Genomic DNA, 16,103 nt, shown 5'->3' on the forward strand with positions numbered 1-16,103 from the left:
AGTCGATAGATCTGGACTTCCCAGACAGTGGGAAGTTAGTATCGGCTTGTGGGACAGCATAGCGGGATCGGCGTGCTCGACAAGGCAGTGGCCGTCTTGAACGCCGTCGCAAAGGATCCGTGTGGGCTCGCCGAGTTGTGCAACCGGACGGGCTTGCCGAGGGCTACCGCGCACAGGTTGGCGGTCGGGCTCGAGGTGCACCGGTTGCTGCGACGGGGTTCCGACGGCCGCTGGCGCCCGGGCGCGGCACTGGCGGAGTTGGCGGGCGGGGCCACCGACCCGCTGCTCGACGCGGCGTCCTCGGTGTTGCCGAGGTTGCGCGACATCACGGGCGAGAGCGTCCAGTTGTACCGGCGGGACGGGATGCAGCGGATCTGCGTGTCCTCCGCGGAACCACCGAGTGGTTTGCGCGACACCGTGCCGATCGGCGCGCGATTGCCGATGACGGCGGGATCCGGCGCGAAGGTATTGGCGGCGTGGGCCGATCCCGGAACTCAACGTTCCGTTCTCGCCGACGCCGTTTACGGCGAGCGCACATTGTTGGAAGTCCGCCGCCGCGGCTGGGCGCAATCGGTAGCGGAACGCGAACCGGGCGTAGCCTCGGTTTCCGCCCCGGTCCGCGACAGCACGGGCACGGTCGTCGCCGCGGTCTCGGTTTCGGGCCCCATCGACCGCATGGGCCGCCGCCCGGGCGCCCGCTGGGCCGCCGACCTCCTGGCCGCCGCCGAAGCCCTCCAATCGCGCCTCTGACCGCTCTGGCTCGCACTGATCGGCCGCCTACCGGCCGCCCGCAGTCCAGCCCAGCAGCCAGGCCCGGCCCGCTCACCAGTCCTCGGACCGCCCCCGCCACCAGCACCAGGCGGGGGCACCCAACTCACCGAGTGCCGGCGCCGTGGGCACGAATCCAACTCACCACCGCTGCCAACCGCCAGCGGCCCTCCGACCCCGAACACGGCACCAACCGACGCCGGGGGTGCAGGGGGCGAAGCCCTCCTGCGCGGGGTCCGGGGGTCGCACCCCCGGTGTAAATGCGAAAGATCCCCGTTTCGCGTCAGCGAAACAGGGATCTCCCTGATCTGTAGCCCCGATGGGATTCGAACCCACGCTACCGCCTTGAGAGGGCGGCGTCCTAGGCCGCTAGACGACGGGGCCAGGAACTTTCGATATTCACTTTATCATGTCTTGCTGTCCTGCGTTGCGAGTAGCTTACCACACTCGATTTGCCACTTCGCAGCTGGGGTACCAGGACTCGAACCTAGACTAACTGAACCAGAATCAGTCGTGCTGCCAATTACACCATACCCCATTGGTTTCCCGGTTCGACTCCCCATCGGTCTTGACTCCGTTGACCTTTGGGGGGCCTCTCCGTTCCGCCGGGAGGAATACTAGACCACGTACCCGGCGGAACGGAAATCGGGGTCACGCCGAGGCGGTCGAGAGCTCGCAGACGAGGAGTTCCGGCAGCTCAGCGAGGCTGCTGATGGCGGCGATGCCGGCGGGCAGCGCGCCTTCGCGCGGGCCCTGGCGGTTCAGCCACACGCCCTTCATGCCGGCGTCGCGCGCGCCGATCGCGTCGGCGTGCAGGCGGTCGCCGATGTGCACCGTGTCACCCAGGTCGACGCCCAGGTCCGCGCACGCGGTGTCGAAGATCACCCGGTCCGGTTTCGCCGCGCCGACCTCGCCGGCGATGAGGACCGTGTCGAAGTACTGCGCGAGCCCCAGCGAGGCGATCTTCACCCGCTGGTGGCGCCCTGAGGCGTTGCTCACGGCCGCCATGGGCAGACCGGTGGCCCGCAGCCACTCCAGGCACGGCACGACGTCGGGGAACAGCCGCCAGCCGGACGCGAGGACTTCCTGCCGCAGCAGTTCCCGGCGGGTCGCCTCGTCCTGGTCCAACTCCTCGCCCAGGGCCGCGAAGAAGGCGCGGGTGCGGATGTTGCGCATCGTCTCGTACTCGAGCTCGCCGGCGAGGAGGCGTTCGCAGTGCTCGTCCGTGATGCGCTGCCACAGCGGCCAGGCGTCGGCGTTGCCGACCATCGCGGCCAGGGCGGCCCGGGACGAGGTGCTGTAGTCGACGAGGGTGTCGTCGACGTCGAGGCACACGGCCCGGATCTCGCCGGTTCTCCGAGGGGTGAAAGTCGGGGCTGCGGTTGTCACCCCGTGAGGCTAGGTGCGGTCACCCCTCGTCCGACTCGACCAGAGAGGTGATATCTATGGGTTCTTGCACGGTCAAGCACCCCTGAACCGCCCGAACGAACCAGTCAGATTGCCCCGAGCGCGCGGCGCAATCGCCCGATCGAGCGACTCCGACCCAGTAGTTCCATGGATTCGTAGAGTGGTGGCGAGACGGTACGGCCCGTCACGGCGACCCGCACCGGCGCGTAGGCCTTGCGCGGTTTGAGGCCCAATCCGTCCACAAGCGACACCTTCAGCGCCTCCTCGACGGCGGCCGTCGTCCACTCCGGAAGCGATTCCAGGGCGGCGATGCTCGCCTCGAGCACGGGCCGGGCGTCCGGGCCGAGGGCCTTGGCCGCCGAGTCCTCCTCGGGCGCGAAGTCCTCCTCCGCGGCGAACAGGAACCGCACCATCCCGGACGCCTCGGACAGCACCACGAGCCGCTCCTGCACCAGCGGCGCGACGCCCGACAGCAGGGCGACCTGCTCGGGCGTCGGCTCGGCGGGCAGCACGCCGTCCTTGACCAGGTAGGGCAGCACGCGGCTGACGAAGTCCTCGACCGGCAGCGCGCGCAGGTGCGTGGCGTTGATCGCCTCGGCCTTCTTCAGGTCGAAGCGGGCCGGGTTGAGGCTGACCTTCTCCAGCTCGAACGCCTCGACCAGCTCGGCCACGCTGAAGATGTCGCGGTCGTCGGCGATGGACCAGCCGAGCAGCGCGAGGTAGTTCAGCAGGCCCTCGGGCAGGAAACCGCGGTCGCGGTAGAGGAACAGGTTCGACTGCGGGTCGCGCTTGGACAGCTTCTTGTTGCCCTCGCCCATCACGTACGGCAGGTGCCCGAACCGCGGCGTGAACGTGGTGACGCCGATCCGGGTCAACGCCCGGTACAGCGCGATCTGGCGGGGGGTCGACGGGAGCAGGTCCTCGCCGCGCAGCACGTGCGTGATGCCCATCAGGGCGTCGTCGACCGGGTTCACGAACGGGTACAGCGGGTCGCCGTTGGCGCGCACGAGCACCGGGTCGGGCGTGCTGCCCGCCTTGAACGTGATCTCACCGCGCACCAGGTCGTCCCACGTGATGTCCTCGTCGGGCATCTTCAGGCGCAGCACCGGCTGACGGCCCTCGGCGCGGAACGCGGCCCGCTGCTCCTCGGTCAGGCCGCGGTCGTGGCCGTCGTAGCCCAGCTTCGGGTCCTGACCGGCGGCCTTGCGCCGGGCCTCGATCTCCTCGGCCGTGGAGAACGACTCGTACAGCTCGCCCGCCTCGAACAGGCGCTTGGCGATGTCGTCGTACAGGTCGCGCCGCTGGCTCTGCCGGTAGGGCGCGTGCGGGCCGCCGATCTCGGGGCCCTCGTCCCAGTCCAGGCCCAGCCAGCGCATGGCTTCCAGCAGCGAGAGGTACGACTCCTCGGAGTCGCGGGCCGCGTCGGTGTCCTCGATCCGGAACACCACGGAGCCGCCGGTGTGGCGGGCGTACGCCCAGTTGAACAGGGCGGTGCGGATGAGCCCCACGTGGGGCGTGCCGGTCGGCGACGGGCAGAAGCGGACGCGGACCTCTGGAGATGCTGCTGATGCGCTCATGACCCGATCAGCGTATCGGGCTTGACCGCGACGCCGCGCAGGAGCATCCTGAACTTATTCAACCGGTGTTGAAAAGCAGAGGGGTGGATCATGGAGAGGACTGGTGTCGTGGTCGTCGGGGGCGGCCCGGCGGGCATGGTGGCCGGGTTGTTGCTGGCCAGGGCCGGTGTCGAGGTGACGGTGCTGGAGAAGCACGGCGACTTCCTGCGCGACTTCCGCGGCGACACGGTGCACGCGTCGACGTTGACGCTGCTGGACGAGCTGGGCCTGGGGCCGTCGTTCGCCGAGGTGCCGCACCAGCTCGTGGACAAGGTGCAGGTGCTGCTGGACAGCGGCCCGCAGACGATGGGCGACCTCACCCGGCTGCCCGGGCGGCACAAGCACATCGCGTTCGTGCCGCAGTGGGACTTCCTGGACCTGCTCGCCGACGCGGGCAAGCGCGAGCCGACGTTCGCGCTGCGGATGAACACCGAGTTCACCGGGCTGCTCAGGAGCGGCGGCAAGGTGACCGGCGTCCGCTACCGCACGCCGGGCGGCGAGACCGGCGAGCTGGCGGCCGACCTGGTCATCGCGGCCGACGGACGGCGTTCGCTGGTGCGGGAGGAGCTCGGGCTGCCGGTGCACGAGTTCGGCGCGCCGATGGACGTGTGGTGGTTCCGGCTGCCGCGCGACCCCGGCGAGCTCAGCGGCGCCACCGGCCGGTTCACGCAGGGCCAGGCCATGGTGCTGATCCCCCGGGGCGACTACTTCCAGTGCGCGTACCTCATCCGCAAGGGCACCGACGAGCTGCTGCGGGCGGAGGGGATCGCCGCGTTCCGGCAGCGGGTGGTGGAGCTGGTGCCGTGGCTGGCGGAGCGGATGGAGACCGTCGAGTCGCTGGACGACGTGAAGCTGCTGGACGTGAAGCTCGACCGCCTGCGGCGCTGGCACGCCGACGGCGCGCTGTGCATCGGTGACGCGGCGCACGCCATGTCGCCCATCGGCGGCGTCGGCATCAACCTGGCCGTGCAGGACGCGGTGGCCGCCGCGACGCTCGTCGCCGCGCCGCTGCGCCGCGGCCGGCTGGACCCGAAGGTGCTGGCGAAGGTGCGGCGCAGGCGGTGGCTGCCCACGGCGGTGACCCAGGCGATCCAGCGGCGGATCCAGGACTCGTTCCTCAAGCCGACGCTCACCGGCACGTCGAGCGCCGCGCCGGGGCGGCCGCCGCTGCCGGTCCGGCTGATGGGGCGGTTCCCGCGGCTGCAGGGCGTGCCCGCCTACCTGGTGGCGATCGGGCTGCGGCCCGAGCACGCGCCGCGTTTCGCACGGCGCGCGCCCGAGCGCATCGAGCGCAGCTGAGCTCAGCGGTTGGTGACGGTGTTCGTCAGCGTGCCGAGGCCCTCGACGGTCACCGAGACGGTCTGGCCGGCGGTCAGCGGGCCGACGCCGGCGGGGGTGCCGGTGAGGATCACGTCCAGCGGTCGCAGGGTCATCACCGAGGAGATGTACTCGATCAGCTCGGGGATGTCGTGCAGCAGCAGCGAGGTGCGCGAGTCCTGCTTGACCACGCCGTCCACCTCGGTGCGGATGGCCACGTCGGACGGGTCGAACTCGGTCTCCACCCACGGGCCCAGCGGGCAGAACGTGTCGAAGCCCTTGGCCCGCGTCCACTGGCCGTCGGTCTTCTGCAGGTCGCGCGCGGTGACGTCGTTGGCGATCGTGTAGCCGAGGATCGACTGGCGGGCCCGTGAGGCGGGGATGTCCCGGCCGCCGACGCCGACGACGACGGCCAGCTCGCCCTCGAAGTCGACCCGCTCGGACACCGCGGGCAGCTTGATGTCCGCGTTCGGCCCGATCACGGCGGTGTTGGGCTTGAGGAACATCAGCGGTTCCGCGGGCACCTCGTTGCCCAGCTCGGCGGCGTGCTCGGCGTAGTTGCGGCCGATCGCCACGATCTTGGGCGGCAGGAACGGCGCCAGCAGGCGGACGTCGGCCAGCGGCCAGCGGCGACCGGTGAACGTGGGGTTGGCGAAGGGGTCGTCGGCGATCTCGACCGCGGTGAGGTCGTCGCCGTCGCCTTCGATCGCGGCGAAGGCCAGGCCGTCGGGTTGGGCGATACGGGCAATGCGCACGGAGATCACCCTAACCGGCGGCTTGAATCCCCACCGTGCGTGCCTAGCGTCGGAGGGATGCGAACCCTGCTGCTCGTGCTCACCCTGCTCGTCGCCGCCGCCGCGCCGGCCGCCGCGACCACCGCCGCCCTGCCGACCCCGCTGGAAGCGGGCACGCCCCTCTACGCGTACAACGGCGGGCGCTGCGCCAACGGCTTCAACGCCCGCGGCTTCCTGATCGTGCCGCCGTCGTGCGGGATCGTCGGCACGGTCGTCCGCGGGCCCAACATGGTGGACATAGGTCCGGTGGTCGCGGTCCGGACGACCTACGCGATCGTCCGGATCACGAACACCGCCGCCTGGGTCCAGCGGCCCACCATCGCCGGGCGCACCGGTGTCATCACCGGCTCGGCGGAGACGCCGGTCGGCGGGTCGGTGTGCGCGGCGGGCCGCACCACCGGGCTGCGGTGCGGCACCGTGCAGGCCAAGAACGTCACGGTCAACTACCCGGAAGGGGTCGTCTACGGGCTGACGCGGGCGAACGTGTGCACCGAGCCCGGCGACCAGTGGGCCCCGATCTTCACCGGCTCGCAGGCCCAGGGCCACTCGCTGGGCGGCAGCGGCAACTGCTCGGTCGGCGGCTCGTCCTACTTCGAGCCGCTCAACCGCGTCCTGGCCGCCGAGCGCCTCACGCTCGTGACGGGCTGACCCGCAGCGCCTTGTGCACGAGCGCGTCGCACAGGGCGAGCCAGCTGGCCTCGACGATGTTGCCGTGCACGCCCACGGTGGTCCACTCGCGCTCGCCGTCGGTGGACTCCACGAGGACGCGGGTGACGGCGTCGGTGCCGTGCTGATCGGTCAGGATGCGCACCTTGTAGTCGTTCAGCTCCACCGCGTCCAACCACGACAGGTGGGGCAGGAGCGCCTTGCGCAGCGCGGCGTCCAGCGCGTGCACCGGGCCGTTGCCCTCGGCGGTGGCGATGACGCGCTCGCCCGCCACGTGCACCTTGACCGTGGCCTCGGACACGATCGAGCCGTCCTGGTGGTGGTCGAGCACCACGCGGTACGACTCCAGCACGAACGGTGGCGCGTCCAGATCGGACAGCTCGGCCTTGAGGAGCAGTTCCAGGGAGGCGTCGGCGGCCTCGAACGACCAGCCGCCCGCCTCCAGCTCCTTCACCTTGCGCACCACGTTGGTGAGCGCCTCGGGCCGGCGGGTCAGGTCGATCCCGAGCTCACGTCCCTTGAGCTCGAGACTGGCCCGACCCGCCATCTCGGTGACCAGCACCCGCATGTCGTTGCCGACGGTGTCCGGATCGATGTGGTTGTACAGCTCCGGATCCACCTTGATCGCGCTCGCGTGCAGCCCCGCCTTGTGGGCGAAGGCCGACGACCCGACGTAGGCCTGGTGGGTGTCGGGTGCGATGTTCGCGATCTCGGCCAGCGCATGGGAGACCCGGGTGAGCTCGGCCAGCGACTCGTGCGGTAGCACCTGCAGGCCGAGCTTGGTCACGAGGTTCCCGACGACGGCGAACAGGTCCGCGTTGCCCGCTCGCTCGCCGTAGCCGTTCGCGGTGCACTGGACGTGGGTCGCCCCCGCCTGCACCGCGGCGACGGTGTTGGCCACCGCGCAGGACGTGTCGTCCTGGCAGTGGATGCCGACCCGGAAGCCCGTCCGGGCGATGACGTCGGCGACGGTCTCGGCCAGGCCGAGGGGCAGCCGGCCGCCGTTGGTGTCGCACAGCACGACGACGTCCGCGCCACCCTCCACTGCGGACTCCAGCACGCGCAGCGCGGTGTCGGGGTCGTAGGCGAAGCCGTCGAAGAAGTGCTCGGCGTCGACGAAGACCCGGCGGCCCTCGTTCACCAGGAACGCGACGGTGTCGCGGACCATCGCGCAGTTCTCCGCCACGTCCGTGCGCAGGGCCCGTTCGATGTGCCTGCGGTCGGACTTGGCGACCAGCGTCACGACCGGCGTCCGGGCCTCCAGCAGGGCCCTGACCTGCGCGTCCTGCTCGACCTTGACGCCCGCCTTGCGGGTCGAGCCGAACGCGACGAGCTGCGCGTGCTTGAGCGTGAGCTCCCCCTCCGCCGCCCGGGCGAAGAACTCCGTGTCCTTCGGCATGGCGCCCGGCCAGCCACCCTCGATGAAGCCGACGCCGAGCGAGTCGAGCAGGCGGGCGACGGCCAGCTTGTCGTTGACCGAGTAGGAGATGCCCTCGCGCTGGGCACCGTCCCGCAGGGTCGTGTCGAAGACGTGGAATGAATCGCCGAGGGGGGTCACGAGAGGGCTCCTAGAGATCTTGGAAAACAAAAAGACCCCCCGCAGGATGCGAGAGGTCGGCGCGCCGGGTGCTTCGAGGAAGCACTACCCGACGCGCTCAGAAATAATGATCACGGTGTGGAGAGCCACGGGCCGATGGTGCCACAACCCGTCCGCGGATACCAAGCCACGGACGGGTTGTCCCACACTATGGGTGGTAGCTATCGGCCAGGAACCTCGCGAACGCGGCGATGGCGGCCGGGTTGCGCGGGCTTTCCACCAGGGCCGCGTACGGCAGCACGAAGAACCGCTTCGCCTTGATGGCGGGCACGTCGGCGAGCGGCGGGTAGGACTCCAGGAACGCCCGCTTCTCGTCCGGTGTCGTCGCCTCGCCGTCGGCGTAGTCGTTGATCAGCACGACGTCCGGCGCGCGGTCGACGACGGCCTCCCAGCCGACCGTGGTCCAGCTGTCGTCGAGGTCGCCGAAGACGTTGTCGCCGCCGGCCTTGCCGATGATGTCGTGCGGCGCGGCGTTGCGGCCGGAGGTGAACGGCTGGTCGAGGCCGCTGTCGTAGAGGAAGACCTTCGGCCGGTGCTGCCCGACCAGCTGCTCGGCGTCCCGCACCTGCTCGCGGTAGCCCGCGATCAGGTCCTCGGCCTTCCGCTCCACGCCGAACACGCGGCCCAGGTTGCGCAGGTCGGTGTAGAGGGCGTCCAGCGGCGGCATGATGCCGCGCTGCTTGCCGACGCCGTTGCGGCACGCCTCGGTGAGCTGGTAGGTGGCGATGCCGAGGTCGGCGAGGGCGTCCGGGGTGAAGCCGGTCGCCTCGGAGAAGCCGTAGTTCCAGCCCGCGAACACGAAGTCCGCCTTGGCGCCCTGGACGAGTTCCTTGGTGATCTGCTCGCCGAGGTTGGGCACGCGGTCGAAGTCCGCCTTCCACGGTGAGGAGGCGACGTCGCGCGCCTGGCCGCCGCCGATCACGTAACCGGCCATCCGGTCGCCGAGGCCGAGCGCGAACATGAGCTCGGCGATGCCGGTGTCGTTGGTGACCACACGGGACGGTTTCGCGTACGAGACCTCCTGGCCGCAGTTGGTGACGGTGACCCTGTCGGTGGCGGCGGTGGGCGCGATCTGCGCGCCGCAGCCCGTCGTGAGGAGGAGGGCGAGGGCGACGAGCTTCTTCACTTCGGTGGGCTCCCTAGTGTTCGAACAGCAGTTGGGGCGCGCCGCTGGTGGGGTGGCGGACGACGTGCGCCCGGACGTCGAAGACCTCGCGCAGCACCTCGGGGGTGAGCACTTCGTCCGGTGTGCCGCTGCGCACCACGCGGCCGTGGTCGAGCACGTGCAGGCGGTCGCAGTAGGCGGCGGCGAGGTTGAGGTCGTGCAGGACCGCGAGGACGGTCACGTGCAGGCTCCGGACCAGCGACAGGACGGCGAGCTGGTGGCTGATGTCGAGGTGGTTGGTGGGCTCGTCCAGGACCAGCACCTTCGGCTGCTGGGCGAGGGCGCGTGCGATGAGGACGCGCTGGCGCTCGCCGCCGGACAGGCTGAGGAAGCCCCGGTGGGCGAGGTGCGAGGCGTCCACGCGGGACAGTGCTCCGGCCACCACTTCGTCGTCGTGCTCGGGCGTGCCGCGGTGCGGGAGGCGTCCCATCGCGACGACCTCGGTGACGGTGAAGTCGAACTCGACGTGGCTGTCCTGGGTGAGCGCGGCGAGGTGCTCGGCGGTGTCGCGGACCTTCATCGCGGCGACGTCCCGGCCGCCGAGGCGGACCACTCCCCCGGACGGCGCGAGCGCCCGGTACACGCAGCGCAGCGCAGTGGACTTGCCGCTGCCGTTGGGTCCGACGATGCCGTGCACCTCGTGCTCCGGGGCGTGCAGGTCGACGCCGTGCAGGATGTCGGTGACGGTGAGGTCTTCGAGCCGGACGTCCATCAGCGGCCGCCGAACACGTAGCCGCGGCGGCGCATCAGCAGGATGAAGCACGGCACGCCCAGCGCGGCCGTGATGACGCCCAGCGGCAGCTCCTCGGGCGCGGCGAGCAGGCGTGCGGCGACGTCCACCCAGATCAGGAAGCACGCGCCCGCGAGCGGTGCGACGGCGAGCACCTTGCGGTGGTCCGCGCCGACCGTGAGGCGGACCAGGTGCGGCAGCATGAGGCCGACGAACCCGACCGCGCCGCTGACCGCGACCAGCACGCCGGTCATGGCGGCCGTGACGCCGAACAGCGCCTTGCGGGTGCGGGAGACGTCGATGCCGAGGGTGGTGGCGGTCTCGTCGCCCATGGAGAGGGCGTTGAGGTGCTTGGCGCGGGTCCGGAGGTAGGCGACGCCGGCCAGCACGACCGCCGCGGCGACGGGCAGTGAACCCCACGTGACGCCGCCGAGGCTGCCCAGCAGCCAGAACATCGCGGCGCGCGCGGCCTCGCCGCGTGGCGACTGGAAGACCAGCAGCATGGCGACGGCGGAGAAGCCGTAGGCCAGGGCGGTGCCGGTGAGGACCAGGCGCAGCGGGGCGAGGTCGCGGCCGGCGACCACGTAGACCAGGGCCATCGCGGCGAGCGCGGCGAGGAACGCGGCCGTGGACAGGGCGTAGATGCCGAGCGAGGCGAACAGGCCCGTGGTCACGACGGCGGTGGCGCCGACGCTCGCGCCGGAGGAGATGCCCAGCACGTACGGGTCGGCCAGGGCGTTGCGGACCATGGCCTGGATGGCGACGCCGACCACGGACAGGCCCGCGCCGACGACGGCGGCGAGCAGGACGCGGGGCAGGCGGATGTCCCAGACGATCCGGTAGGGGCCCGCTTCGGCGGCGTCGATCGTGCCGCCGGTGAGCGCGGCGGCGAGGAAGCGCAGGACGTCGCCGAACGGGATGCTCACCGGTCCGAGCGCGACGCCGGCGACGACCGAGGCGGCGAGGACGGCGGCGAGGACCAGGCACAGGCCCCCGGTGGGCGGCCGACGAGGTGCCGACGGGGTGCTCGGCGTCGGTGGGCGGCGGCGGGTCGGCGCGGTGCCCGGTGCCGCCGAGGTAATCGGGGTAGGCGGTGTCGGCGCGGTGGGCGGTGTCGGCGGCGGGGTGTGGTCGGTGTTGCCCCGGTTGCTGGTGGAGGTCACCGGTCGCCTTTCGGACGGGTGGCCCAGACCGGCCACCCGCACCCGCTCGCGGCAGGCCGGCGCACCCGTCCCGCAGACCACGGCAGGAGTTGGAGCTTCTTCCCACCGCCCACGGGTGATCGGGCTCGCCGGACGTCGTGCAGCACGACGTCCGGCCTACCGTTGCGGGTCAGCGCCGGAATTCGACCGGACTTCCCCCACGGGCGGCTCCGGCGACCCTACGGCCCGTGACGCGGTCAGGGCCACCACGACGTCGCCGTGGTGGCCCTGATCACGTAGTGCGCTCGCGGCTAGGCCGTCCTCACGTTCGAGGAGACCAGGGCGGCCAGGCGGTCGCCCACCGCGTAGGTCGCGCCCGGCGACGAGTGGTCGCGGGTGGCCAGGTCGAACGCCACCGACGCCTCGATCCGCCGCGCCGCCTCCGACTCGCCCAGGTGGTCGAGCATCAGCGCCACCGACAGCACCGCGGCCGTCGGGTCGGCGATGCCCTGCCCGGCGATGTCCGGCGCGCTGCCGTGCACCGGCTCGAACATGCTCGGGTTGCGCCTGGTCACGTCGAGGTTGCCCGACGCCGCCAGCCCGATGCCGCCGGTCACGGCCGCCGCCAGGTCGGTCAGGATGTCGCCGAACAGGTTGTCCGTCACGATCACGTCGTACCGGCCCGGGTCGGTGACCAGGTGGATCGTCGCCGCGTCCACGTGCTGGTAGGCCACCGTCACGTCGGGGTGCTGCAACGACACCTCCTCCACCACGCGCGACCACAACGACCCGGCGTGCGTGAGCACGTTGGTCTTGTGCACGAGCGTGAGGTGCTTGCGCGGCCGGTTCGCGGCACGGGCGAACGCGTCGCGCACCACCCGCTCCACGCCGAACGACGTGTTGATCGACACCTCGGTCGCGATCTCGTGCGGCGTGTCCTTGCGCAGGAGGCCGCCGTTGCCGGCGTACAGCCCCTCCGTGCCCTCGCGCACCACCACCATGTCGATCTCGGGCGGGTCGGCGATCGGGCTGCGCACACCGGGGTAGAGCCGGGCCGGGCGCAGGTTCACGTGGTGGTCGAGCTCGAACCGGAGCCGCAGCAACAGGCCGCGTTCCAGGATTCCGCTCGGCACCGACGGGTCGCCCACGGCGCCGAGCAGGATCGCGTCGTGCTGGCGGAGTTCCCCGAGCACGGACTCCGGCAGCAACTCACCTGTGGCGTGCCAGCGCGCCGCGCCGAGGTCGTAGCGGGTGATCTCAGCCGCTGGAACGACCTCACCGAGCACCTTCAGGGCCTCGGCGACGACCTCGGGCCCGATCCCGTCTCCTGGGATCACTGCGAGCCGCATCCACACACCTCCCAGGTATCAGTCCCATTGCACGGGACTAGTTTCCATTGCGAAAGGCTACCGGTCCGAGGCCGTGAAACCGCACTCGGAACACCCCTCCGTGGTCATGTCTCCCGGACTGCGGGACACCCGAACGGTCCAGTGCACCCGTTCGGGCGTCACCCGATGCGCTTAAACGGCTCTGGCCGGCCGGGGCAACCCCCGACCGGCCAGAGCGGTGCACGACGATCAGGCCACTGGGCGGACGGCCACGCCGACCGTCGACCTCGCCCGCACCTTCACCACGTCCGCCTTGTCACCCGAGGCGTTGTGGTGGTGCAGGACCAGCAGGCTGTCCGCGCCGTCGGCCGCCGCGGCCTCGGCGTCGTGGTTGACCACCAGCGCGGTGGCCGGACGCGCCAGGTAGGACAGCGCGGGGTCGCCACCGCCCTGCACCCACAGGCCCGGCTTGAGCGGGTCGAACGACAGCGGGCTCGCGATCGCGTCGACCAGGCCGTTGGACGAGCCCGGGGCCACGTAGTACCCGGCCACGCCGACCTGGTAGCTGATCCGCGACGTGTCCGCCGAGGCGTCGATGCCCAGCGCCGACAGCAGCACGGGCAGGACCACCACGTTCGTGTCGAACACGTTGGTGTCGACGTCGCCGAACTGGCCGTTGACGCCCTGGAGGTCGACCGTGGCGCCCGTGTTCAGGTCCACCGTGGCCGCGACCAGCAGGTCGGTGTCGGTCAGCTTGGTCGCGTAGACCTCGTAGTCGAACGTGCCGTCACCGTTGGTGTCGACGTCGACGAACGGGATGGTGTTGCTGCCCAGGTTGTACCAGTTGCCCCAGGTGGAGAGGCCGAACGCGAGCATCGCGTCCTGCGGCCTGCCCTGCGCCTTGGCCAGCGGCGCGGTCGAGGCCACGCCCACGTGCCGCAGGTCGCCGCCCTTGGCGGTGTCGTTCAGCACGCAGTTGTCGGTGACGTTGCGGCGGCACTCGGGCAGCTGCGGCGAGGACGCCTGCAGCTCCAGCACGCTCACCAGGGACCGGTAGGCGCCCTGGTCGACGCCCCGGCCGGTCAGGTTCAGCACGCCCTGGCCCTTGCCGTTGACCCGCACGCCGTTGGCCACGGCGATGTCCGCCACCGGCTTCGGCGCGGAGTACACCGGCACCCGCAGGGACACCGCGGAACCGGACTTCGGCGTGAGCACGACCCGGCCCGACGCGTCGGCCAGGTACTGGCGCGGCACGTCGAGGTGGTTCGCCTCGATCGTCGGGTCGGCGGTCTTGCGCAGCGCCGCCGGGTCGTCGATCTTCAGCGTCACGGTGATCCGGGCGATGCCGCGCGGGCTGAGCCGCACGGTGTTCGCGGACAGCTCGTAGCGCACGCCCGGGATCTGGGTCAGCGCCTCGTAGCCCACGGTGTAGTCGACCCACTTGGTGGACTTGTTGACCACCTTGATGGTCTTGGTGAGGCTGACCGGCGCGGCCACCTCGACCGTGCCGAACGACGCCGACACCGAGCCCGGGTTGTCCTGCACGTACGCGAGGACCTGGTTCTCGACCGCGGCCTTGCCGTCGACGCGGCCGGCGCCGACGCGGTTGGGCGCGTAGGTCTTGCCGTCGGCCTTCACGTCGTGGCCCGCGGTGTTCATGACGGCGGCCTTGACCTCTTCGGTCGTCCAGTCCGGGTGGACCTGGCGCACGAGCGCGGCGATGCCGGCGATGTGCGGCGCGGCCATCGACGTGCCCGAGTTGACCATCGTCTTGTTGCCCGAGCCGACCAGCGCGGAGGCGATGGAGTCGCCGGGCGCGGCCACGTCCGGCTTCACGACCGGGCCGCGCACGCCACGCGAGGTGAACGAGCTCGGGGTGTCGCTGATGGACTGGTCGTAGGTGGGCAGCGAGGTGCGCAGGTCGCCCGCCTGGCGGACGGCCAGCGTGCCCGCGGCCAGCGCCGGGCGCAGCGCCGCGGTCGCCGAGCCGGTCAGCTGGAACACCGGGATCGCCGCGTTGCCGGAAATGCCCGCGTTGAAGTGCTCCAGGTTCGAGGTGAACAGCGCGCCGATGGCGCCCGCGGCGGTGGCGTTGTTGCTCCGGCCGACCGAGCCGCAGCGACGCGTGGCGTCGTTGTCGTCCCACTCGAGCCACACCATCTTGCCCGCGACGGCGGCCTTGTCCGCGGCCGAGAACGGCAGGCAGCCGTCCTTGTTGGCCGCGTCGCTCATCGCCACGACGGAGCCGCTGACGTTCGCGCCCTCGTAGTTGTAGGCCACGCTGTACTGGCCGGGCTTCGACCCGGCGGAGCCGGCGGGCGCGGTGACCTCGACCGCGTCGCGCAGCACGTACGCGTCACGGGTGCTGGCCACGGTCAGCGCCTCGGGGGTGCTGCCCGGCGAGCCGCCGATGTCGTACAGGTCGCCGCCGTTGCCCGCGGAGAACACGGTCAGCACGCCGGAGGCGTTGAGCTTGCGCACGAACAGGCTGTCCGGGTCGTCCGGCGCGCCGTAGTCCGAGCCGAGCGACAGGTTGACCACGTCGAGGTGGTCGGAGAAGTCGCCGTCGCCGTCGGGGTCGAGCGCCCAGTCCAGGGCCTGCGCGGTGACGTTGGTCGAACCCTCGCAGCCGAACACCTTCAGCGCGAACAGCAGGGCCTTCGGCGCGGTGCCGGGGCCGATGCGCATCGCGTCCAGCGCCTCGGGGGTGAGCTTGGTGTAGTCACCCTTGAAGGTGGAGCCGTCGGCGTTGACGCCGAAGCCCGCGGCGGTGCCGGCGACGTGCGAGCCGTGGCCGTTGCAGTCGAGCGGGTTCGGGTCCGGCTTCGGGGTGTTGATCGCCGGGTCGTCGCTCTCGCCGTCGTAGGCGTTGCCCACGAAGTCGTAGCCGCCGACCACCTTGGCGGTCGGGAAGTACGAGGCGTCGACCTTGGTCTCGTCGATCGCCTGGAACGCCTCGATGGTGCCGGGGCCCGCGAAGTCGCTGTGGGTGTAGTCGATGCCCGTGTCGATGATGCCGACGCGGGTGTCGTCACCGAGCTTGCCGTACTCCTGCCACGCCTTGAGCGTGTTCGTCAGCTGCACGGCGCTGGAGTTCTGGCGCTTCTTCGGCACCACGGTGCGCACGGACTTCACGTCCGCGCGCTGGGCCAGCTCGCGCACCTTCGCGGCGTCGGCCTGCACGACCACACCGGGCACGCCGTTCGCGGTGCGGAACAGCTCCCTGGTGGCGGAGTCCTTGCCCTTCAAGGCGTCGACGACGACGTCGGTGACCCGGCCGGTGTCGTTCTTCGTGGCCTTGGCGGCGTCCTTGGCCTGCTGCTTCGTGGCGCCCTGGCTGGTCTGCTCGGCGAACGCGTCGACGGCCGGTTTGGCCTCCAACTCCACGAACGCGGTGACCCTGCCCTTGGCGGCCGTCAGCCGGTCGGACACCTTCAACTGCAACTTGCCCGCATCCAGACCGCGCGCGTTCGCGACGGACGGTGCCAGTGGATCTTCCGCGGCCAGTGCGGTACCGGCGGTGGACCCGGCGACGAGCATCGCGGCCAACACCGGTACGGCAGATCTGGCGAA

The 16,103-nt window shown here is 71.2% G+C and carries 12 protein-coding genes and 2 tRNA genes; 3 read left to right on the forward strand and 11 right to left on the reverse strand.

The features are described 5' to 3' along the window. The first annotated feature begins 48 nt into the window (after positions 1-48). The gene (locus ACZ7GX_RS09785) at positions 49-750 is read left to right on the forward strand and encodes an IclR family transcriptional regulator (protein ID WP_230567757.1); all 702 of its coding nucleotides are present in this window, start codon (positions 49-51) and stop codon (positions 748-750) included. Positions 751-1,079: 329 nt separating this feature from the next. On the opposite strand, the gene ACZ7GX_RS09790 is transcribed toward ACZ7GX_RS09785, so the two are convergent. The 4 genes from ACZ7GX_RS09790 to gltX form a co-directional block, all read right to left on the reverse strand. Continuing rightward, positions 1,080-1,152, reverse strand: a tRNA-Glu gene (locus ACZ7GX_RS09790). Between the two features lie 82 nt (positions 1,153-1,234). Further along, a tRNA-Gln gene (locus ACZ7GX_RS09795) sits at positions 1,235-1,306 on the reverse strand. A gap of 113 nt (positions 1,307-1,419) precedes the next feature. Next, positions 1,420-2,157 carry an HAD family hydrolase gene (locus ACZ7GX_RS09800; protein WP_498774791.1) on the reverse strand — a complete coding sequence of 246 codons (738 nt, stop codon included), beginning with the start codon at positions 2,155-2,157 and terminating at the stop codon, positions 1,420-1,422. Between the two features lie 104 nt (positions 2,158-2,261). Beyond that, complete coding sequence (gene gltX / locus ACZ7GX_RS09805; RefSeq protein WP_498774793.1) at positions 2,262-3,752, reverse strand: glutamate--tRNA ligase; 1,491 nt, start codon at positions 3,750-3,752, stop codon at positions 2,262-2,264. Positions 3,753-3,842: 90 nt separating this feature from the next. Here gltX and ACZ7GX_RS09810 point away from each other — a divergent pair, with 90 nt between their 5' ends. Beyond that, the gene (locus ACZ7GX_RS09810; RefSeq protein WP_498774795.1) at positions 3,843-5,090 is read left to right on the forward strand and encodes an FAD-dependent oxidoreductase; all 1,248 of its coding nucleotides are present in this window, start codon (positions 3,843-3,845) and stop codon (positions 5,088-5,090) included. A gap of 2 nt (positions 5,091-5,092) precedes the next feature. On the opposite strand, the gene ACZ7GX_RS09815 is transcribed toward ACZ7GX_RS09810, so the two are convergent. Beyond that, positions 5,093-5,863, reverse strand: coding sequence for a fumarylacetoacetate hydrolase family protein (locus ACZ7GX_RS09815; RefSeq protein WP_498774797.1), 771 nt, complete (start codon positions 5,861-5,863; stop codon positions 5,093-5,095). Positions 5,864-5,920: 57 nt separating this feature from the next. On the opposite strand from ACZ7GX_RS09815, the gene ACZ7GX_RS09820 reads away from it, so the two are divergent. Next, positions 5,921-6,550 carry a S1 family peptidase gene (locus ACZ7GX_RS09820; protein WP_498774799.1) on the forward strand — a complete coding sequence of 210 codons (630 nt, stop codon included), beginning with the start codon at positions 5,921-5,923 and terminating at the stop codon, positions 6,548-6,550. Here the strand turns inward: ACZ7GX_RS09820 and cimA are convergent. The 6 genes from cimA to ACZ7GX_RS09850 all read right to left on the reverse strand — a co-directional run bounded on the left by cimA (position 6,531) and on the right by ACZ7GX_RS09850 (position 16,070). Then, the gene (gene cimA, locus ACZ7GX_RS09825; RefSeq protein ID WP_498774801.1) at positions 6,531-8,126 is read right to left on the reverse strand and encodes a citramalate synthase; all 1,596 of its coding nucleotides are present in this window, start codon (positions 8,124-8,126) and stop codon (positions 6,531-6,533) included. The genes ACZ7GX_RS09820 and cimA overlap by 20 nt on opposite strands. Before the next feature lie 187 nt (positions 8,127-8,313). Further along, entirely contained in the window at positions 8,314-9,291 is a 978-nt protein-coding gene (locus ACZ7GX_RS09830; protein ID WP_498774803.1) for an ABC transporter substrate-binding protein, read from the reverse strand. A 13-nt stretch (positions 9,292-9,304) separates the two neighbouring features. Then, positions 9,305-10,042: a heme ABC transporter ATP-binding protein gene (locus ACZ7GX_RS09835; RefSeq protein WP_498774805.1), complete on the reverse strand. Its 738-nt coding sequence runs from the start codon at positions 10,040-10,042 to the stop codon at positions 9,305-9,307. Beyond that, positions 10,042-11,049, reverse strand: coding sequence for a FecCD family ABC transporter permease (locus ACZ7GX_RS09840; protein ID WP_498775209.1), 1,008 nt, complete (start codon positions 11,047-11,049; stop codon positions 10,042-10,044). Before ACZ7GX_RS09840 ends, ACZ7GX_RS09835 begins: the two co-directional genes overlap by 1 nt. Before the next feature lie 464 nt (positions 11,050-11,513). After that, positions 11,514-12,551: a 3-isopropylmalate dehydrogenase gene (locus tag ACZ7GX_RS09845; protein WP_073891631.1), complete on the reverse strand. Its 1,038-nt coding sequence runs from the start codon at positions 12,549-12,551 to the stop codon at positions 11,514-11,516. Positions 12,552-12,779: 228 nt separating this feature from the next. After that, positions 12,780-16,070, reverse strand: a complete 3,291-nt coding sequence (locus tag ACZ7GX_RS09850) for a S8 family peptidase (RefSeq protein ID WP_498775212.1) — start codon at positions 16,068-16,070, stop codon at positions 12,780-12,782. Positions 16,071-16,103 lie beyond the last annotated feature (33 nt).

The organism is Actinosynnema sp. NPDC037264, from assembly GCF_055603705.1.

Coding starts and splice junctions, on each gene's coding strand:
- gltX (WP_498774793.1), bottom strand. CDS start 3,752: ATGAGCGCATCAGCAGCATCTCCAGAGGTCCGCGTCCGCTTCTGCCCG.
- ACZ7GX_RS09810 (WP_498774795.1), top strand. CDS start 3,843: ATGGAGAGGACTGGTGTCGTGGTCGTCGGGGGCGGCCCGGCGGGCATG.
- ACZ7GX_RS09820 (WP_498774799.1), top strand. CDS start 5,921: ATGCGAACCCTGCTGCTCGTGCTCACCCTGCTCGTCGCCGCCGCCGCG.
- ACZ7GX_RS09835 (WP_498774805.1), bottom strand. CDS start 10,042: ATGGACGTCCGGCTCGAAGACCTCACCGTCACCGACATCCTGCACGGC.
- ACZ7GX_RS09845 (WP_073891631.1), bottom strand. CDS start 12,551: ATGCGGCTCGCAGTGATCCCAGGAGACGGGATCGGGCCCGAGGTCGTC.
- ACZ7GX_RS09850 (WP_498775212.1), bottom strand. CDS start 16,070: ATGCTCGTCGCCGGGTCCACCGCCGGTACCGCACTGGCCGCGGAAGAT.